Raw genomic sequence first — 19,778 nt, 5'->3', positions numbered from 1 at the left:
CAAGACGGATGCACCAATATGACGATTATCTTGAAGGCTCAAGCAAAAAAATATTAATATTTTGTTTTCGATACTTAAATTTTTCTTCCATGCTTTCCCTGCGCATGCTGCGTACCCTCCAGGCCGTGGCCCGTAGCGGCTCGTTCGCGCTCGCCGCGGAAAAGACGGCGCTCACGCAGGCGGCCGTGAGCCTGCAGATGCGCGGGCTCGAAGAAGCGCTGGGCCGGCAGATCTTCGACCGCCGTGCGCGCCAGGTGGCGTTGACGCGCGAGGGCCGGGAAATCTGCGCCAAGGTCGAGCGCATTCTCGAACTGATCGACGAATTGCCGGCCCGCGCCGAGGACACGATCCGCGGCTCGGTCATCGTGGGCGCCGTGGTCTCCGTGATCGGCGCACTCTCGCTCGCCGTCGCGCATCTGAAGGCCGAACATCCCGAGCTCGAAGTGCGGCTCACCTCCGCGCGCTCCGCCGAGCTCGCGCAAATGGTGGAAGCGGGCGAAGTCGATCTCGCCGTGGTAGTCGGCAACGCGGACGGCACCTTGCACGACTCGCTCGCGTGGACGCCGCTCTATACCGAGCCGCTGATGCTGGTGGCGAGTGGCGCCACGGCAGGCGGTGACGCACGCAGCATTCTGCGCGAACGCAGCTTCCTGCGCTTCGACCGCCGCGTCCCGACGGGCGGGGTTATCGACGAAGCCTTGCGCACGCTCGGCATCAAACCGCAGGAGTATCTGGAGCTCAACTCCATTGAAACGATCGTCTCGCTGGTGCGCAACGACGTGGGCGTGAGCGTGTTGCCGGTTCTCCATAACGGCCACTGGCACGACGATGCGAACCTGCGGCTGATTCCGCTGTGCAATCCCCCGTTCATGCGCACGGTGGGCATGATTCACCGTAAATCGAACCCGCGCACGCTGCTGTTCAATACGCTCGCGGAAATGCTGCGTTGATTAATCGTTAGCGATCCTCTCTATCGTGTCCTGCTTCGTTCGCAACGGAGCAGGCACGCAGCGCTCTGGACGCCGCAGCACATTTACTTCCGAAACGAAACCGGCGCCGCCAACGCGGTGCGCGCGGGTAATCCCCAATTTCCCCAAAGTTGTCTATACAAGATGATCGGATGATCTCATCGTCCGCCCAGGCGGGCGCCCTGTCCGATCATCAAATCCACTCTGGAGCAAGCTGTGGCCATTCCCGAATCCGTCGCCAAGCTAGAGCCTGAAGGCCATAAGTTGCTGGAAACGCGCTCGATCGACTACATTCCCGACGCGGAACGTCACGGCAGCCTGTTCAGCCAGTTCACGCTGTGGCTCTCGGCCAATCTGCAGGTCACCGCGATCATCACGGGCGCGCTTGCCGTCGTGCTCGGCGGCGACGTGTTCTGGTCGCTCGTCGCGCTGTTGATTGGACAACTCGTGGGCGGCACGGTCATGGCCTTGCACGGCGCGCAGGGCCCGCAGCTCGGCCTGCCCCAGATGATCTCCAGCCGCGTGCAGTTCGGCGTCTACGGCGCCGCCATTCCCATTGCGCTTGTGTGCGTCATGTACGTGGGCTTTTCGGCGAGCGGCACCGTGCTTGCGGGCCAGGCCACCGCCCAGTTGCTCGATGTTTCCGATACGACCGGCATTTGCCTGTTCGCGGTATTGATCGTCGTGCTGACGATACTCGGCTACCGCTCGATTCACTTCGTGGGCCGCATTGCGAGCGTGATCGGCGTGCTCGCGTTCGTGTACATGTTCGCGCAGCTCTTCGCGCATCACGACGTGGGCGCCCTGCTCGCCAATCGCCACTTCTCGATCGCGAGCTTCCTGCTTTCCATGTCGCTTTCCGCTTCGTGGCAAATCGCTTTCGGCCCCTATGTCGCGGACTATTCGCGCTATCTGCCGCGCTCGACTTCGCCCGTGAAGACGTTTCTGGCGGTCGGCCTCGGCTCGGTGATCGGCGCACAGGCCGCGATGGTGTTCGGCGTATTCGCCGCGGCGCTCGCCGGGCACGCGTTCGCGCATCATGAAGTGGCCTACATCGTCGGCCTGGGCGCGAGCGGCGCAGTCGCGGCGATGCTCTACTTCAGCATCGCGTTCGGCAAGCTCACCGTCACCACGCTCAACGCCTATGGCAGCTTCATGTCGATGGCCACGGTCGTCAGCGCGTTTCGCGCGCGGCGCGCGATTTCCACGCGTCACCGCCTCGTCTATATCGTCGGCATGGTGGGGCTTTCGACGCTGGTCGCGCTCGCGGGACGCCATTCGTTCCTCAAGGAATTCACGGCGTTCATTCTGTTCCTGCTGGCCTTCTTCACGCCGTGGAGCGCGATCAATCTCGTCGACTTCTACTGCTTCACGCAATCGCGCTACGACGTGCCCGCGCTCTCCAACGCCAACGGGCGCTATGGGCGCTGGAACGTGAAGGCCATCGCCATCTACGTGCTCGGCGTAATCGTGCAGTTGCCGTTCATGTCCACGAGCTTCTACACGGGCCCGTTCGTGGACGCGCTCGGCGGCACCGATATCTCGTGGATTCTCGGGCTCATCGTTCCGGGCGTGGTCTATTACATCGTCATGCGCCGCGCGCCGCAGGCCATTCCCGATCGTCTGATTCTGCCGGTCGAGCGCGAGTAATTCGCGCAGGCGGGATGGCGCACGATTGAGAAGCGCGCCTCACGTCTGAATGGCCTGGGTCTCCTGAAACAAAAAAACCGGCTCTGGATTACGCATCCAGAGCCGGTTTTTCTTGCGCGCGACGCAAGCCAGGCGTACGCGCGCGTTTCGTCTTCAGGCCGCAGCGGCGTTGAGCGCCTTCACGGCATCGAGCGCGCCGCCCACCATCTCGCGCAGCGTCGGCTCGACCTTCTCCGCGAGCGCGGGCGCGTAGTCGAACGGCGCGTGCTCGTTCATATAGGTGGACTGGCACATTTCGAGCTGAACGGCGTGCACGCCATCGACCGGCGCGCCGAAGTGGCGCGTGATATAGCCGCCCTTGAAGCGCCCGTTCGCGACCCACGTATAGGCACTGCGCGCCGCCGCCTGCTCGGCGCGAGCCTGCACCGATGCGTGCACGGTGTGGCCATCCTGCGTGCCGATGTTCAGGTCCGGCAGTTTGTCCTCGAAAAGACGCGGCAGCACGCTCGCGATCGAATGCGCTTCCCAGAGCAGCACGTTCGCGTGCTGGCTGCGCAGGCGCTGGAGCTCGGCACGCAGTGTGTCGTGATAGGGCTGCCAGTAAGCGGCCACGCGGCGCTGACGCTCGGCCGCATCGGGCGCGCAGCCTTCACGGTAGAGCGGCTCGCCGCGAAACGTTTCGGTCGGGCACAGCGACGTAGTGGTTTGGCCCGGATAGAGGCTCTCGTCGTTGGGCGGGCGATTCAGGTCGATCACGTAGCGCGACACGCGCGCGCCCAGAATCGTCGCGCCCAGCGCCTTCGCGAACGCATAGAGGCGGTCGAGATGCCAGTCGGTATCGGCGAGGCTCAGCGCGACGTCCGTATATTGGCCGCGTAGCGACTCGGGGATGGTCGTGCCCAGATGCGGGATCGAAACGAGCAGCGGCGCGTCGCCGCGCTCGAGGGTGTAGAGGTCTGTCATGAATCGGTCCGTTCAATAAGTCACAGCGAGTCATAGCGAATCACAGCGGATTACGACGCACAGCGCCGTAATCGCAGCGGCTCACGCATCGGCCAGCAGGCGCGCGAGCGTCCTGCGATAGTCCGCGTAGAGGCGCTCCTCTTCGCGATGGCGCCGGCCCTCGACCACTTTCTCGCCCGCCGTGTAGACGTCGAGCACGGGCGTTTCGCCATGCTCGCAGAACACGACCGAAGAGAGCCAGGTTTGCGGCGTCTTTTCGGCGAGATCGGGATGCCGCGGATCGAGCACGATCCAGTCGGCGCGTGCGCCCGCGTCGAGCGCGCCCACCGCGCGGCCAGCCGCGCGTGCGCCGCCCGCGAGCGCGGCGGCAAAGAGCCGGTCCGCCACGTTCGCCGTCTGCGGCGCGGCCAGCACGTTGCGCTCGCGTCTCACGAGACGCTGGCCGTATTCGAGCAGGCGCAATTCCGAGCGCCAGTCTACGCCGATATGGCTGTCCGAGCCCACGCCGAATACGCCCTGTGCATCGAGGTAATCGTGCGCCGGGAAAATGCCGTCGCCGAGATTGGCCTCCGTGGTGAGGCACAGCCCCGCCACGGCGCCGCTCTTCGCGAGCGCAAGCGTCTCCTGCGCGTCCACGTGCGTGGCGTGCACGAGGCACCAGCGCGCATTTACGTCGAAACGATCGAGCAGCCATTGCACGGGCCGCGCGCCTTCGGTCTCGACGCAGGCGTCGACTTCGGCGGTTTGCTCGGCGATATGGATATGCACCGGCGCACCGGGCAGCGCCGCATCGAGACCTTCGAGCAGCGCGCGCAACGACGCCTGCGAAACCGCGCGCAGCGAATGCGGGGCCACGCCATAGCGCAATGCGCCATGTTCGGGGCGCTCGCCGCGCAAGGTCTCGATGATCGAGAGCAGTTGCTCAGGACTATTGATGAAGCGGCGCTGGTCGTCGCTCGGCACGCGCGCCCCGAAACCGCTGTACTGATAGAGCACCGGCAGCATCGTCATGCCGACGCCGGTCTCGCTCGCGGCATCGACCACGCGCTGCGCCAGCTCGGCCGGGTTCGCATAGCGCTCTCCGTCGTGCGCGTGGTGCACGTAGTGAAATTCGCAGACCGACGTATAGCCGGCCTTGAGCATTTCCACATAGAGCCAGCGCGCGATGGCGCCGAGGTCGTCGGGCGTGATACGCGCGGCGAAGCGATACATCAGATCGCGCCAGCTCCAGAAGCTGTCGGTGGGGTTCGCGCGGTATTCGGTGAGGCCGGCCATCGCACGCTGGAATGCGTGCGAATGAAGGTTAGGCATGCCAGGAATGACCGGGCCTGCTGCGTGCGCGACGCCGTCGGGCGCAGCGGGAAGATCCGCCTGGACGCGTTGCAGGGTGCCGGTCGCATCCCATTCGAGCAGCACGTTGCGGCGCCATCCTTGCGGCAGCCAGGCATGCGCCGCGAACAGCGCGCGTGAGTTGGAATTCATGTTCGATGCCTGATTCATGCGTTCAATTCGGGTTCAAACGGCGCTCGAAGACGGTCTTGCCGCCGCGCACGACGCGCGCGCACAGCGGCCGGCCGATCCAGTAAGCTAGCTCCGCGAGCGATTGCACGTCCCACACCGCGAAGTCGGCCGGGCGTCCTTCGGCGAGCGTGCCGTGGCGTTCGGCATCGCCGAGCGCGCGCGCCGCGTGTTGCGTCACGCCCTGCAGCACTTCGGGCACGGTCATGCGGAACAGCGTGGTCGCCATGTTCATCATGAGCAGCAGCGAAGTCGCCGGCGACGTGCCCGGGTTACTGTCCGTCGAAATGGCGATCGGCACCTCGTAGCGGCGCAGCAATTCGAGTGGCGGCAATTGCGTCTCGCGAATGAAATAGTAGGCGCCCGGCAGCAGCACCGCGACGCTGCCCGCGGCCTTCATCGCCGCCACGCCGGCTTCGTCGAGAAACTCCAGATGGTCCGACGACAACGCGTTGTAGCGCGCGGCCAGCGCCGCGCCGCCGCTGTTCGACAATTGCTCGGCGTGCATCTTGACCGGCAGATTGCGGCGCGCAGCGGCTTCGAACACGCGCTCGCTCTGCGCGATCGAGAAGCCGATGCGTTCGCAAAAGACGTCCACCGCATCGACGAGGCCTTCGTCGGCGAGAGCGGGCAGCATGCGCTCGCACACTTCTTCGATGTAGTCGTCGGCGCGCCCCGCGTATTCGGGCGGCAACGCATGCGCACCGAGGAAGGTCGTGCGCACCGTGACCGGATAGCGCTCGCCAAGCTGGCGCGCGACGCGCAGCATCTTGCGCTCGGCGGCGAGTTCGAGGCCGTAGCCCGACTTGATCTCGACGGCGGTGACGCCTTCGGCGAGCAAGGGTTCGAGGCGCGCAGCCGACTGCGCATAGAGCTCCGCTTCGCTCGCGGCGCGCGTCGCGCGCACCGTCGACACGATGCCGCCGCCGTTACGCGCGATCTCTTCATAGCTCACGCCCGCGAGGCGCTGCGCGAATTCGTCGGCGCGCTGGCCGCCGTACACGAGGTGCGTGTGGCAATCCACGAGGCCGGGGGTCACCCACGCGCCCCCGAGGTCTTCGCGCGGCCACTGCGCGAATGGCGCCGGCAATGCCGACGCCGCGCCCAGCCACGCGATCTTGCCGTTCTCGACGGCGATCGCCGCGTCTTCGATGTCGTGGCGCGGGTCGCCCTGCGCGCACAGTTTCAGGTGATGCCAGACAGTCTGGGTCATGGAGATTGCACGGCGCTGCGACGCGCCGCGTCGCTATCAGGTTCTCGAAGGTTCTCGATCCGCGCGCGCGTTCACGATGTCCAGCGCGATGGCGAACAGCGCGCCCTCGCCTTGCGTTTCGATCCGGACGGCGCGCGACGAATCGGCCGCGCCGCTCGCGTCATTCGTGACGACCGTGTCGATGCGCAGCGTGTCACCGGCCGCAAGCCGCGTGGGCCCGGCGCCATTCACGCGCACGCTCGTCTCGCCTTGCGCGCAATAGAGCAATACGGTGTCGGCCTCGATGCGACGCGCCACGTTTTCGCGCCATACCTCGAATGCCGCGCGCGCCGCGTCGCGACGCACCATCAGATTGAAGTCGCGCGTGGGGCCATCGACGAGACGCGCATCGATCGGCGCTTCGCCGTCGAAACGCGCCACGTCGAGCGCGCGCGCGAGTGTGTGCGTACGCACAGGTGCGCCGCCATGGGGCGCCTCGCCTTCCGGCGCGGTCTCGTCGAGCACCATGCCGGCGCCTTCGAGCAGCACCAGCGTGCGCGCCACGCCCTCGAAACGCGAGAACGGACCCGCCTGCGAGACGTCCGCTACGCTCACGCGCCATGCGAAATTGCCAGGCTCGGCGCCGGGCAAATTCGCAAGCGCGATCTCGCGCGTGACGCCGCCGCCGTTCTTCCACGGCGACGCCACCAGATCGGCGCCGCGCAGCAGCGTGAGCTGCGCGGTGCTCGTGTCGTGGGCGAGACTCATCGGCCCAGCATCGGCAGCTTGAGCCCGGCTTCGCGCGCCGTCTGCTGCGCGAGCTCGTAGCCGGCATCCGCGTGACGCATCACGCCCGTCGCCGGATCGTTGAGCAGCACCCGGCCCAGGCGCTCGTGCGCGGCCTGCGTGCCGTCCGCCACGATCACCACGCCCGAGTGCTGGCTGAAGCCCATGCCCACACCGCCGCCGTGGTGCAGCGACACCCACGACGCCCCGCCTGCCGTGTTCAGCAGCGCGTTGAGCAGCGGCCAGTCGCTCACCGCATCCGAGCCGTCCTTCATCGATTCGGTCTCGCGGTTCGGGCTCGCCACCGAACCCGTGTCCAGGTGGTCGCGGCCGATCACGACCGGTGCCTTCAGCTCGCCGTTCTTGACCATTTCGTTGAACGCCTGGCCCAGACGGTAGCGATCCTTCACGCCCACCCAGCAGATCCGCGCCGGCAGGCCCTGGAACGCGATGCGCTCGCGCGCCATGTCGAGCCAGTTGTGCAGGTGCGCATCGTCGGGGATCAGCTCCTTGACCTTCGCGTCGGTCTTGTAGATGTCCTCAGGATCGCCCGAGAGCGCCACCCAGCGGAACGGACCCTTGCCCTCGCAGAACAGCGGACGGATGTACGCCGGCACGAAGCCCGGGAAATCGAACGCGTTTTCCACGCCCATTTCCAGCGCCATCTGGCGGATATTGTTGCCATAGTCGAGCGTGGCCGCGCCGCGTTCCTGCAGCGTGAGCATCGCCTTCACCTGGTGCGCCATCGACTGCTTGGCCACCTTCACGATGCTTTCCGGCGCCACCTTCTGCGCCTCGCGCCACTGCTCCACGGTCCAGCCCTGCGGCAGGTAACCGTTGATCGGATCGTGCGCGCTCGTCTGGTCCGTCACGCAGTCCGGCGTGATGCCGCGCGCGACGCATTCGGCGAACACGTCGGCCGCGTTGCCGAGCAGGCCCACCGAAACCGGCTTGCCCGTCTGCTTCGCTTCCTCGACGATGGCCAGCGCCTCGTCGAGCGTCTTCGCCTTGCGGTCCACGTAGCGCGTCTTCAGGCGGAAGTCGATGCGCGTCTCGTCGCATTCCACCGCGATCATCGAGAAGCCCGCCATCGTCGCCGCGAGCGGCTGCGCGCCGCCCATGCCGCCGAGACCGCCCGTGAGAATCCAGCGGCCCTTCGGGTCGCCCTTGAAGTGCTGGTTCGCGACCGAGAAGAACGTTTCGTAGGTGCCCTGAACAATGCCCTGCGAGCCAATGTAGATCCAGCTGCCCGCCGTCATCTGGCCGTACATCATGAGGCCCTTGCGGTCGAGTTCGTGGAAGTGCTCCCACGTGGCCCAGTGCGGCACGAGGTTCGAGTTCGCGAGCAGCACGCGCGGGGCGTCGGCGTGGGTGCGGAACACGCCCACCGGCTTGCCCGACTGGATCAGCAGCGTTTCGTCTTCGTTCAGGTCCTTCAGCGACGCGAGGATCTGGTCATAGCATTCCCAGTTGCGCGCGGCGCGGCCAATGCCGCCGTACACGACGAGCGCGTGCGGATGCTCGGCTACTTCGGGGTCCAGATTATTCTGGATCATGCGGTAGGCGGCTTCGGCCAGCCAGGTCTTGCAGACCTTCTCGCTGCCGCGCGGCGCGCGGATCGTGCGGGACGGGTCGAGGCGGGGATCGGTGAAGTTGGGATGGTTCATTACGTTCCTCGGGATGGAAGTTTTTGCGCGGCCCTGCCTGTCTGCCCACACCGGGCGATGGCCTGAAGTGGCGTCGCGGCAACGTGAGAGCTAGTCTACCGCCGCCAAGTTGTATATACAACTCGTTTCGGCGAATCGAGCGTAGGGAATTACCCTGGCGGGCTTTTTCCAAGGGAAATCGGGGAACACGAAGGGGTCGAACGCCGAATATGGCGCTCATTGACTAGACAAGATGGCCGCCGCCGCAGGTGGGCGCCCGCGTGGCGCCCCGTCGGCCGGAGAATGGACGTGCGCGGTCAGCCGCGCGAGCGATTCGCGTCGATTCGCGTCGCTGCGCAGCACAAAACAGGAGGTGACGAACGCCCTAGACGGTGCCGGCCAGATGGAAGCGCGAAGCCGGGTGCCAGAGCCGCACCGAAGTGGCGACATCCTTGCCGACCCAGGTGCGCCGCAGCAACAGCAGGCAAGGCTCGCCGATTTCCATGGCCAGATGCTGGCGCACGTGCGCATCGGGCTTTTGCGCGTAGATGCGGAACTCGGCGCGCTGAATGGGCGCGAGGCGCACCATGTAGTGATTCGGCGTTTCGACCGTGAAATCCTGGGCGAGGTAGTCGGGGAACACCTCGGGATTCACGTAGCGATCCTCGTACTGGATCGGCTCGCCCTCTTCGTTGTGCACGATGCGCGAATGAAACACGGGTCCCCGGTCGAGTTCGAGCGCGGCGACGGCGTTCGGGTCGTCGCTGGCTTCGAGCGCGAGCACGCGCGCCGTGTGGCGATGCCCGCGCGCGGCGATTTCGTCGGCGATATTGCGGATCTGCAGGACCGTCGATTCGTACTGGCGCGGCGCGACATAGGTGCCCGAGCCGCGCACGCGGTTCAGCACGCCTTCGGCCATGAGCTCGCGCAGCGCGCGCGAGACGGTCATGCGCGCGACGCCGAACTCCTTGACCATCTCCGTTTCGGAAGGCACGACGTCGCCCGGCTTGAGTGCGCCGCTTTCGATCTGTGCGAGGACGTGACGCTTGATCTGTTCGTATGCGGGCAATGGCGTGCCGCGAGCCGGCTTGTTTTCCATGGTTGTCTCTGGTTATGGCGGGTCCAGGCTAGACAACCTGGCCGCGCCACATTGTACCGTCCGCGCTGTGCTGTGCCGCGAGTCTTTCCGGGCCGCCGCGAGGCCGCCGGCGCGGGCCGGGTCCCATGCTAAGATCGGCGGCTTCGAATTCATGCACCGGCGCCACGTATCAGCGCAACGCAGGGCGCCCCCAGGCAAACTCCGGGTTCCACCGCAGGTCCCACTACAGGCCTTTGAACTTGAACGCTCCCACCCAACTCCTGTTCCTGCCCGGCGCCTCGGGTAATCCCGTGTTCTGGCAGCCGCTCGCGGACCAGCTCGAGCATCCGGCCGAGCGTCGTTTTCTCGCTTACCCCGGTTTCGGCGACGAGCCCGCCGACCCCGAAGTCGAGAACTTCGAAGATCTCGTGCGCAAGGTCGTGCAGCAGATCGACCGGCCGAGCGCGCTGATCGCCCAGTCGATGGGCGGCGTGCTCGCCTTGCGCGCCGCGCTGGCCAAGCCCGCCCTCGTCACGCATCTCGTGCTGGCCGTCACCTCGGGCGGGCTCGACACGGAGGCGCTCGGCGCGCGCGACTGGCGCGAGGAATTCGTCGCACAAAACCCGCACTTGCCGGACTGGTTCGTGACGCTGCGCGAAGACCTCACGAGCGAGCTCGCGTTCGTCCAGCAGCCGGTCATGCTGCTGTGGGGCGACGCCGATCCGCTGAGCCCGCTCTCCGTGGGCGAGAAGCTGCTCGAATTGCTGCCCAATTCGGAGCTCGATGTGGTGAGCGACGGCGGCCACGATCTCGCCAACGTGCATGCGCGCGTGCTCGCCCCGCTCGTCGACGACTTCCTGCTGGCCGGCGACTACGCCTGATAGAGGCCCGGCGTGTCGCGCGCTGCTTCCGGCCGCGGCTCGACAAGCCGCGCAAGCACCACGCGGGCACGCACGCCACGGCCGTTCGCGCCCGCGTCCAGACTGACCTCGCCGCCGTGCGTATGCACGATCTCGCGCACGATCGCGAGACCGAGGCCCGTGCCCTCGGTGTCCGCCGCGGCCCTGAAGAACGGCTCGAACACGCGCTCGCGCGCTTCGGCGGGAATGCCCGGTCCGTCGTCGAGCACCTCGAGCGTCACCGCCTGCCCGCTCGCGCGCACGCTGAGCGTCACGTGCCCGCCCGCCTGCGTATAGCGCAGCGCGTTATCGACGAGATTGGTCACCATCGCGCGCAGCAGCTCGCGATGCCCCGACACGTACGCGGCGCCGTGCAGCTCCGCGCCCAGGTCGATGCCGCGCGCCTCGCCCAGCATCACGAGCCCCTCGACGGCCTCGCGCGCCAGCTGCGCCATATCCACGGGCACGCCGGGCCGCTGCGCCGTATCGAACGCCTCGGCCTGGGCGAGCAACAGCAATTTGTTTGTGAGCGCAACCATCGAGCGATTGCTTTCGCGCATGGCCGCGAAGACTTCGGCCAGCGCCGGGTCCAGCGTCTTCTGCGAGCACGCGTACTGCAGCTGTGTGCCGAGCAGCGTGAGCGGCGTGCGCAACTGATGCGAGGCATCGGCAATGAAGCGCCGTTGCACGGCGTTCTGCACCCCGAGGCGCGCGATGCACTGATTGATCGCATCGACGACGGGCCGCAGCTCCGCGTGCAGCCCTTCGGAGCGGATCGGCACGAGATGCATCGGATCGCGGTCCGCGACCTCGTTCTTGAGCTTCATGAGCGGACGCAATTCGAACGTGAGGCCGATGCAGGCGAGCGCGACGGCCAGCATCACCATGCCGATCTGGCGCACGAGCTGGGGCCGCCATAAGGCCGTGGCCATCGCGTCGCGCGAATGCGCGGTCTTGCCCACCGAAACGCGCACGCGCCACACGCGACCGTTGTCGTACATCGAACGCAGCACGCTCACGGCGCGCAGCGCCTCGCCGTGCAGCGCGGCGTCGTACCAGACCGGCGCATCGACGGCGGGCGCCTTGCGCGCACGCGGAAAATCGGGCATGCCCGCGAGCAGCGGACCCTCTTCCACGCTGACGTTGTAGAACACCTGGTCGCGCTGCGGCGAGGCGAAGAGCTCGAGCGCCGCCGGCGGCACGTTCGCGCGCAGCGCGCCATCGCTCCACTCCACCGAGCCCGCGAGCATGCGCGCCGACGAGAGCAGGCGCCCGTCCTGCACGAGATCGGCGGTATGGCGCGCCGCGCGATACTCGAACGTGGCCGTGAAAATCACATAGAGGCCGAGCGGCACGAGCATCCACCACAGCAGCCGGATGCGCAGGCTACTCGTCATCGCGGACGTCCCTCACTGGACGGCCTCGTCGCGCTTGCGCAGCAGATAGCCGAGGCCGCGCAACGTGACGATGGTGGCCGAGCTGGCCTCGAGCTTCTTGCGCAGCCGCGAGACATAGATCTCGATGGCGTCCTCGCTCGGATCGTCGGCGAGCGTGAAGATCGCATCGGCGAGCGCCGACTTCGAGACGGTCTTGTTCGCGCGCAGCATCAGCGCTTCGAGCACGGTGCGCTCGCGCGGCGTCACATTGAGCGGCGCGCCGTCGAGCGCGAATTGCCCCGTGTTGATGTCGAAGACGAGGTCGCCGCAACTGACTTCGTTGGCGCGCGCCGGCGTCTGCCGCCGGATCAGCACCTTGATGCGCGCCACGAGCTCGCGCACTTCGAAGGGCTTGACGAGATAGTCGTCGGCGCCGCTGCCGAGGAGCTCCACCTTTTCGTCGATCGACGCACTCGCGGTAAGCACGAGGACCGGTGTGACGTCGCCGCGCTGGCGCAGCCGCCGCAATACGTTCTTGCCCGAGAGCCTCGGCAGATTGAGGTCGAGCAGCACGACGTCGTAGCCGTTGGTGCGCAGGAGCGAGTCGGCCGCATCGCCGTCCTGCACCGCATCGCAGGCAAAGCCCTGCTCCTCCAGCGTCTTGACGAGCCAGTGCACGAGCGTGGAGTTGTCTTCGATGAGCAGCAGCTTCATGGGCGCAGCGTTGAATGGAAAACCGCTTGTATCAGGTGGTGCCGCGATTGTGCCGCCCTCGGCGCGTGGCCGCCTTGCGGGTTAACACGGACGCTCGCGCAGGGGTGCCGAAGGCTGGCAGAAGGGTTGGCATTTCTATAATCGGCTGCACCCATCAAAAAAAGGCGCTGCCCGCGAGGCGTGTGCCACACCCAAGGAGACTCAACGATGCCCACCTTGCGCCAGATCGCTGCCGTATCGAGCGTCGCTTTCGCACTCGCCGCCACCTCCGCTGCCGCGCATGCGGAAAAGATCACCATCATGGTTGGCGGCGCAACCAAGATCATCTATCTGCCCGCCAAGCTGACCGAGCAACTCGGCTATTTCAAGGACGAGGGGCTCGACGTGGAGCTGCAGTCGCAGCCCGCCGGCGTGGATGCGGAAAACGAGTTGCTCGCGGGCGCGGTGCAAGGCGTCGTGGGCTTCTATGACCACACGATCGATCTGCAGAGCAAGGGCAAGGAAGTCCAGACGCTCGTGGTGTTCGGCCAGGTGCCAGGCGAAGTCGAGATGGTCTCGAATGCGGCGGCCGGCACCGTGAAGAGCATGGCCGACGTGAAGGGCAAGACGCTCGGCGTGACGGGCCTTGGATCGTCCACGAGCTTTCTCACGCAATATCTCGCGCAGCGTGCCGGCATTCCGTCGAACCAGTACACGCTCTTGCCCGTGGGCGCCGACGCCACTTTCATCGCCGCGATCAAGCAGAACCGCATCGACGCGGGCATGACGACCGAGCCCACCGTCTCGCGCCTATTGCAGACCGGCGACGCCAAGGTGCTCGTGGACATGCGCACGCTGGACGGCACGCGTGCCGCGCTGGGCGGCACCTACCCCGCTTCGAGCTTCTACGTGCAGCGCGCCTGGGCGCAATCGCACAAGGACGAAGCCACGAAGCTCGCGCACGCCTTCTCGCGCACGCTCAACTTCATCGCGACGCATAACGCCGACGAGATCGCCGCCAAAATGCCGAAGGACTATTACGGGACTAATAAGGATCTCTATGTAAAGGCGCTGAGCGCTTCGCTGCCGATGTTCACGAAGGACGGCCGCATGCCCGCCGACGGTCCCGAGACCGTGCTCAAGGTGCTCTCCGCCTTCAACCCCTCGGTGAAGGGCAAGCATATCGATCTCGCGAAGACGTACTCGAACGATTATCTGCCCGCCACGACGGCTACCGCCGCGGCGAAATAAGGCCACCGCGCGAGTCAACGTAGAAGCCCTGTCCATGCACCATCGAGGCAAAGAAGCATGAGCTCCCCCCACTCGCAAGGCACGCCGGCCATCGAGCTGCGCAACGTATCGTGCCGCTTCATCTCTCCCGACGGCAAGGCGACGCTCGCGCTGCGCGACTTCAGCATGGCGGTCGCGCGCGGCGAATTCGTCGCCATCGTCGGGCCCACGGGCTGCGGCAAGTCCACCACGCTCAGCCTGATCACGGGGCTGCTCAAGCCCACCACGGGCGAAGTGCGCGTGATGGGCACGCCCGTGGACGGCATCGACCCGCGCATCGGCTTCGTGTTCCAGGCCGATGCCGTGTTTCCGTGGCGCTCGGTGCTCGACAACGTGGCGGCCGGTCCGCTCTTTCGCGGCCGCTCGAAATCGGTGGCCTACGACGAGGCGAACGAGTGGCTGCGCCGCGTCGGCCTCGCGAACTTCGGCAAGCACTATCCGCATCAGCTTTCGGGCGGCATGCGCAAGCGCGTCGCGCTCGCGCAGACCTTCATCAACAAGCCCGAAATCCTGCTGATGGACGAGCCCTTCTCGGCGCTCGACATGCAGACGCGCACGCTGATGCAGGACGAGCTGCTGCAGCTGTGGGGCGGCACGGGGTCGGTGGTGTTCGTCACGCACGATCTCGAAGAAGCCATCGCGCTCGCCGATCGCGTGTTCGTGCTCACGGCACGGCCCGCGACGCTCAAGAAGGTCTACGAGATCGATCTGCCGCGTCCGCGCATCACGTCGGAAATCCGTTATGCGCCGCACTTCGTGGAGCTGTCGCGCGAAATCTGGCACGACCTGCGCGAAGAAGTGCAGATCGGCTAACCCGGCCAACCCTCAAGCAACATGGAGCGATTGCGCATGTCCACCCCGCAACAAACCTTGCCGCAAGGCATCGACGCGGCTTCGCTCGACGAGGTCGAGCGCGCCGCGCAGCAGCGCATCCGGCGCCGCCAGGCGCTCGTGATCGGCCTGCGCATTCTCGTGCTCGTCGTCGTGCTCGGCGGCTGGGAACTGGCCGCGCGCCTCAAATGGATCGACCCGTTCTTCTTCTCGATGCCCTCGGCCATCTTCGAGCAGATCGTCGACTGGTTCGTGAACGGCACCTCACAAGGGCCGCTGCTCACGCAGGTCTGGGTCACGCTCGAAGAAACCGGGCTCGGCTTCATCATCGGCTCGGTGGCCGGCGTGTTCTGCGGCATCGTGCTGGGCCGCAACAAGCTGCTCTCGGACGTGTTCAGCCTCTACATCAAGGTCGCCAATTCGATCCCGCGCGTGGTGCTGGGCTCGGTGTTCGTGATCGCGCTGGGGCTCGGCATGGCGTCGAAGGTCGCGCTCGCCGTGGTGATGGTGTTCTTCGTGGTGTTCGCCAATGCGTTCCAGGGCGTGCGCGAAGCGGACCGCTACATGATCGCCAATGCGCAGATCCTCGGCGCGTCGCGCCGCCAGGTGACTACCTCGGTGGTGATTCCCTCGGCGCTCTCGTGGATTCTCGCGAGCCTGCACGTGAGCTTCGGCTTCGCGCTGGTGGGCGCCGTGGTGGGCGAATTCCTCGGCTCGAAGCAAGGCATCGGCCTGTTGATCTCGACGGCGCAAGGCGCCTTCAACGCGAGCGGCGTGTTCGCGGCCATGATCGTGCTCGCCGTGGTCGCGCTGATCGCCGACTACCTGCTCACCGCCGTCGAGCATCGTCTGCTCAAGTGGCGTCCTACGCCCGCCAACTGATTCTCTGGTTCCCCTGTCGACGGGCATGCGTGCCCCGCAAAGCTGTCCGGGCGCGAGAGGCTGATATCCTCCGGCCTGTCGTTCGCGGCGCACACCTGTGCGCCGCGTTTTTTTGGGCCGTGCGCCGGCCCGGGGCGGGCCGGCACCGCGTGGCTCCCGCCGCGCTACTTCGGCTGCGCGACGGTGCGCAGATATGGCTTGAGCGTCTTGAAGCCCTGCGGATACTTCTGTTTGGCCGCGTCGTCCGATACCGAGGTGGGGATGATCACGTCGTCGCCGGGCTCCCAGTTCACTGGCGTGGCCACTGCATGCTTGACCGTTAGTTGCAACGAATCGAGCAGACGCAAAACTTCATCGAAGTTGCGGCCCGAGCTCATCGGATAGACGAGCATGGCCTTGACCTTCTTGTCCGGCCCGATGATGAACACCGAGCGCACCGTGGCGTTGTCGACCGCCGTGCGCGGGCCGCCGCCGCTCGCCGCGGGGTGAATCATGTCGTAGAGCTTCGCGACGGTGAGGTCCGCGTCGCCGATCAGTGGATAGTTGACCGCGCTGCCCTGCGTTTCCTCGATGTCCTTGACCCATTTCTGATGGTCGCTCACCGGATCCACGCTCAGGCCGATGATGCGCGTATTGCGCTTGTCGAACTCGGGCTTGAGCCGGGCCATGTAGCCGAGCTCCGTCGTGCAGACGGGCGTGAAATCCTTCGGATGAGAGAACAGAATGGCCCAATGATCGCCAATCCATTCGTGGAAATGGATCGGTCCTTCGGTGGTTTCCGCCGTGAAATCGGGTGCATCTTCTCCTAGACGAATCGTCATCTCGAGCCTCCATGTGGGGTTGCACTGCAGAGCCCTGCCCTAGTATGAGGCGCACAGTATTGCTGCACGCTGTTGCATTTTAGGAAGTCCAGCGGGCGGTTTTGCGATTTGTTTTTCATGTCGAATGCTTTCATTTTGCATTCAACTCGGCGCATTTGATGTGAAAAATACTGCATAAGCACGATATTGCAGCTTGACATTCACGCTGCATAAAGCGACTATTGGCCGGTTCGATAAACGAAACAGTGTTCGTATTACGAACTTCGGCTGATCACAACAGCCAAGCACAACAAGAACGGGGCCCACCCGCACCAGCACGCCAATCCCGCCTGCCCTGGCCAGCCAGCAGCCACACGCTGCGAGAGCAACAACAGCATGAAAAGAGACAACTATCCCAGCAGACCGGCGCGCCCCGCCAACGGACGCGGCATTGTTGCCGCCCTCGTCTACGTCTTCGAGCGGGTCATGCCGGACCCCTTCGTCCTCTCGATCTGCCTCACCGCCTTCGTTGCGGTGCTCGCACTCGCGATCGCCCCGCAAGGCCATATCCCCACGCTGCTGAGCGCCTGGTACGAGGGAACCTTCGGCATCCTCGGCTTCGCCCTGCAGATGATCCTGATTCTCGCGACCGGCTACGCCATCGCCGAGGCGCCTATCGTGCAGCGCGGCCTGCGCGCGCTCGCCGCCGGCGCCCAGACACCGGCGCGCGCCGCGCTGCTGGTGTTCCCGGTCGTGGCCGTCGCGGCATGGCTGAACTGGGGCCTCGGCCTCATCGTCGGCGCGCTGCTCTCGCGCGAGATCGCGCGGCGCGTGAAGGTCGATTTCGCGTGGCTCGTGGCCGGCAGCTACTCGGCATGGTCGATCTGCAATAGCGGCCTCTCCAGCTCGATCGCGCTCTCCCAGGCTTCGCACGGCAACGCGCTCAATCTGGTCGAAAAGGCCACCGGCCAGGTCGTGCCGCTCACGCAAACCGTGTTCGCGCCGTTCGTGTTCGTTCCCACGGTGCTCGTGGTGGTCGTGATGACGTTCATCTTCATCCGCATGCACCCGAAAGCCGAGGATGTCGTGGCCTTCAGCGAGGCCAGCGAAGCCGAAAACGAGAGCTCAGAGCCAAGCGACGATCCGCATGCGCGCGCGAGCAGCGACACGCCCACCTTCGCCACGCGCCTCGAGCAGTCGATGCTGGGCACGCTGCTGCTGATCGTGCTGGGCGTGGGCTATCTCGCGATGGAATGGCGCAGCAAGGGCTTCGATCTCGACATCAACACGACGATCCTGATCTTCCTGCTGATCGGGCTCGCGCTGCAGCGCACGCCCATCGCCTATGCGAACGCGATCCGCCGCGCCGCGCGCCAGACGGGCTCGATGCTGCTGCAATACCCGGTCTACGGCGGCATCATGGGCATCATGAAGGGCACGGGCCTCGCGTCGATGATCGCCAAGGCCTTCGTGACGATCGCCACGGCGGCCTCGCTGCCGATCTGGAGCTACCTGAGCTCGCTGATCATCACGCTGCTGGTGCCAAGCGCGGGCGGACACTGGGCCGTGCAAGGGCCGTTCGTGCTGCCCGCCGCGCTGAGCCTGCACGCCTCGGTGCCGCGCACGGCCATGGGCGTCGCGATGGCGGAGAACGTCTCGAACATGCTGCAGCCGTTCTGGGCGGTGCCGATCGTCGCGATCGCGGGCATCCGCATCCAGCGCGTGATGGGCTATACCGCGGTGACGTTCGCGGTCTCGCTGGTCATTTACGCCGCCGCGCTCTGGCTCGTGCCCTGATTGCAGCGGGCGTAATCGGCGCGGCGCGTGGTTCCGCGCGCCGCCTCGGACATCGCCGGGCATCGCCCGCGTGAATCGCGCGACAATGGCAGACGACCTTTCCGGACCCATCGCCCGGCCCTGCCGAAGGAGTCTGCCGTGACCGCCAACGTACCGCCAGCCGCCGATCTCGACCCGCGCCTGATCGAATTCGCGCGCGAGGTTTTCGATACGGCCCGCCGCGGCGAGGCCGCGACGCTCGCCTCGCTCATCGACCAGGGCCTGCCGCCCAATCTGCGCAACGAGAAAGGCGACAGCCTCGTGATGCTGGCGAGCTATCACGGCCACGCCGACGCGGTCCGCGCACTGATCCAGCGCGGCGCCGACCCCGACCTGCGCAACGACAACGGCCAGACGCCGCTCGCGGGCGCGGCGTTCAAAGGTTATGCCGAGGTGATCGGCGCGCTGCTCGATAACGGCGCCGACGTGGAAGGCGCGTCGCCCGACGGCCGCACCGCGCTCATGATCGCGGCCATGTTCAACCGCGTGGATATCGTCGAGCAGTTGCTCGCGCGCGGCGCGAGCCCGCATGCCCAGGACAGCGCCGGCAACACGGCGTTCGACGTCGCGAACGGCATGGGCGCCACCGACGCCGCCGCGTATCTCGCAGGCGCCAGCGGCAAGGCGATATAGAGGGCTTGACCGCAGCGTTCGGGCCCGGCGGCGCGATCTTGCTCGGACGTACACAGACAATTGCCGGGCTTCGCGCAGGGTTCCCGCACGCACAGTGCACGCATGCACCGTGCATGGCGCTGCCGGCACGCTTGATTCGCTCTCCCTGGGACTCCCGCCACCCTCGGCCACTCTGGCCCGCTGCGCCCTGGTGTCAGCCCTGGTTTGCATACCACCCGCTGCCAGGCGACGCTATTCCCGTAGTCCGCGTACGCGGCACGTGGATTGCTCCGGCGAGTTTGAGCAGCCCATGATATTGTCTGGATACCGGAGTCGTAGCGCGCATGTGCCCGTCCATCGAACTCTGTCACCTTCGCGAGCGTCGCCATGAGTGATGTACGCCACCATCTGAGTCCGCGCGACCGCGTGGAACTGCTCTGCTGGCTCACCTGCGGGAGCCTCGGAGCGTACTACCTCAACGAAGCCTGGCCCAACGCGGCGTTTCACGTGCAGGCGGCGCACAAATGGCTCGACCGCCACGCGCGCGAAGCCGACTGGCTCGCCATCGCGCGGCTCACCGCCATCGCCCAGGAAATCGCCAAGCAGCACGCGTGGTTCGTCGACGCTACCTGGGCGCGCGACGCCGTCGAAGAAATCCTCGACACCGACGACCTCAACTACCAGGCCAAGCTCGTCCTGCAGGTGCTCAAGGACTGCGAGCTTGCGCTCGCAGACCGTAGTTCCCCCGACTGATTTCG

General features: G+C 66.1%; 18 protein-coding genes. 9 read left to right on the top strand and 9 right to left on the bottom strand.

Translation table 11 applies throughout. The features are described 5' to 3' along the window. Positions 1 to 89 precede the first annotated feature (89 nt). Together U5775_RS09335 and U5775_RS09330 are read left to right on the top strand one after the other, a co-directional pair. Positions 90 to 950 (top strand): LysR family transcriptional regulator, encoded by an 861-nt coding sequence (locus U5775_RS09335; protein WP_322057844.1) that lies wholly within the window; start codon positions 90 to 92, stop codon positions 948 to 950. A gap of 282 nt (positions 951 to 1,232) precedes the next feature. Continuing rightward, positions 1,233 to 2,618: a cytosine permease gene (locus U5775_RS09330; RefSeq protein WP_322057944.1), complete on the top strand. Its 1,386-nt coding sequence runs from the start codon at positions 1,233 to 1,235 to the stop codon at positions 2,616 to 2,618. Between the two features lie 153 nt (positions 2,619 to 2,771). On the opposite strand, the gene hutG is transcribed toward U5775_RS09330, so the two are convergent. From hutG to hutC, 6 genes are all read right to left on the bottom strand, one after another. Then, complete coding sequence (gene hutG, locus U5775_RS09325) at positions 2,772 to 3,581, bottom strand: N-formylglutamate deformylase (RefSeq protein WP_322057843.1); 810 nt, start codon at positions 3,579 to 3,581, stop codon at positions 2,772 to 2,774. Positions 3,582 to 3,662: 81 nt separating this feature from the next. Then, on the bottom strand, positions 3,663 to 5,063 hold the full coding sequence (locus U5775_RS09320; protein ID WP_322057842.1) for a formimidoylglutamate deiminase: 1,401 nt from the start codon (positions 5,061 to 5,063) through the stop codon (positions 3,663 to 3,665). 22 nt (positions 5,064 to 5,085) lie between these two features. Beyond that, positions 5,086 to 6,312: an imidazolonepropionase gene (hutI, locus tag U5775_RS09315; RefSeq protein ID WP_322057841.1), complete on the bottom strand. Its 1,227-nt coding sequence runs from the start codon at positions 6,310 to 6,312 to the stop codon at positions 5,086 to 5,088. 36 nt (positions 6,313 to 6,348) lie between these two features. Next, a complete protein-coding gene (locus U5775_RS09310; protein ID WP_322057840.1) occupies positions 6,349 to 7,059 on the bottom strand; it encodes a HutD family protein in 711 nt (236 codons plus the stop codon). Then, positions 7,056 to 8,744 carry a urocanate hydratase gene (gene hutU / locus U5775_RS09305; RefSeq protein WP_322057839.1) on the bottom strand — a complete coding sequence of 563 codons (1,689 nt, stop codon included), beginning with the start codon at positions 8,742 to 8,744 and terminating at the stop codon, positions 7,056 to 7,058. Before hutU ends, U5775_RS09310 begins: the two co-directional genes overlap by 4 nt. A gap of 364 nt (positions 8,745 to 9,108) precedes the next feature. After that, positions 9,109 to 9,822, bottom strand: coding sequence for a histidine utilization repressor (gene hutC / locus U5775_RS09300; RefSeq protein WP_322057838.1), 714 nt, complete (start codon positions 9,820 to 9,822; stop codon positions 9,109 to 9,111). 239 nt (positions 9,823 to 10,061) lie between these two features. On the opposite strand from hutC, the gene U5775_RS09295 reads away from it, so the two are divergent. Beyond that, positions 10,062 to 10,682, top strand: a complete 621-nt coding sequence (locus tag U5775_RS09295) for an alpha/beta fold hydrolase (protein ID WP_322057837.1) — start codon at positions 10,062 to 10,064, stop codon at positions 10,680 to 10,682. Here the strand turns inward: U5775_RS09295 and U5775_RS09290 are convergent. Beyond that, positions 10,673 to 12,097 (bottom strand): sensor histidine kinase, encoded by a 1,425-nt coding sequence (locus U5775_RS09290; RefSeq protein ID WP_322057836.1) that lies wholly within the window; start codon positions 12,095 to 12,097, stop codon positions 10,673 to 10,675. The two genes, U5775_RS09295 and U5775_RS09290, sit on opposite strands and share 10 nt — an antisense overlap. Positions 12,098 to 12,109: 12 nt before the next feature. Beyond that, positions 12,110 to 12,790: a response regulator gene (locus U5775_RS09285; RefSeq protein ID WP_322057835.1), complete on the bottom strand. Its 681-nt coding sequence runs from the start codon at positions 12,788 to 12,790 to the stop codon at positions 12,110 to 12,112. Positions 12,791 to 12,997: 207 nt separating this feature from the next. On the opposite strand from U5775_RS09285, the gene U5775_RS09280 reads away from it, so the two are divergent. Genes U5775_RS09280 through U5775_RS09270 form a run of 3 tightly spaced genes read left to right on the top strand, consistent with a single transcriptional unit; the run spans position 12,998 to position 15,772 of the window. Beyond that, the gene (locus U5775_RS09280) at positions 12,998 to 14,020 is read left to right on the top strand and encodes an ABC transporter substrate-binding protein (protein WP_322057834.1); all 1,023 of its coding nucleotides are present in this window, start codon (positions 12,998 to 13,000) and stop codon (positions 14,018 to 14,020) included. A gap of 57 nt (positions 14,021 to 14,077) precedes the next feature. Then, positions 14,078 to 14,872, top strand: coding sequence for an ABC transporter ATP-binding protein (locus U5775_RS09275; RefSeq protein ID WP_322057833.1), 795 nt, complete (start codon positions 14,078 to 14,080; stop codon positions 14,870 to 14,872). Positions 14,873 to 14,908: 36 nt separating this feature from the next. Continuing rightward, positions 14,909 to 15,772: an ABC transporter permease gene (locus tag U5775_RS09270; RefSeq protein ID WP_322057832.1), complete on the top strand. Its 864-nt coding sequence runs from the start codon at positions 14,909 to 14,911 to the stop codon at positions 15,770 to 15,772. Between the two features lie 164 nt (positions 15,773 to 15,936). Here U5775_RS09270 and U5775_RS09265 read toward each other — a convergent pair whose 3' ends face one another. Next, positions 15,937 to 16,593 (bottom strand): peroxiredoxin, encoded by a 657-nt coding sequence (locus U5775_RS09265; RefSeq protein WP_322057831.1) that lies wholly within the window; start codon positions 16,591 to 16,593, stop codon positions 15,937 to 15,939. 375 nt (positions 16,594 to 16,968) lie between these two features. Between U5775_RS09265 and U5775_RS09260 the strand changes: the two genes are divergently transcribed. The 3 genes from U5775_RS09260 (at position 16,969) to U5775_RS09250 (ending at position 19,773) form a co-directional block, all read left to right on the top strand. Continuing rightward, positions 16,969 to 18,369, top strand: a complete 1,401-nt coding sequence (locus tag U5775_RS09260) for a short-chain fatty acid transporter (protein WP_322057830.1) — start codon at positions 16,969 to 16,971, stop codon at positions 18,367 to 18,369. A gap of 138 nt (positions 18,370 to 18,507) precedes the next feature. After that, entirely contained in the window at positions 18,508 to 19,041 is a 534-nt protein-coding gene (locus tag U5775_RS09255; protein ID WP_322057829.1) for an ankyrin repeat domain-containing protein, read from the top strand. 366 nt (positions 19,042 to 19,407) lie between these two features. Then, on the top strand, positions 19,408 to 19,773 hold the full coding sequence (locus U5775_RS09250) for a hypothetical protein (protein ID WP_322057828.1): 366 nt from the start codon (positions 19,408 to 19,410) through the stop codon (positions 19,771 to 19,773). Positions 19,774 to 19,778: the final 5 nt, after the last annotated feature.

The organism is Paraburkholderia sp. J63 (assembly GCF_905220245.1).
In the GTDB taxonomy this organism is placed as follows: domain Bacteria; phylum Pseudomonadota; class Gammaproteobacteria; order Burkholderiales; family Burkholderiaceae; genus Paraburkholderia.
Note: the sequence above shows the minus strand (reverse complement) of the source record. Positions and strands in the feature narration are given on the sequence as shown.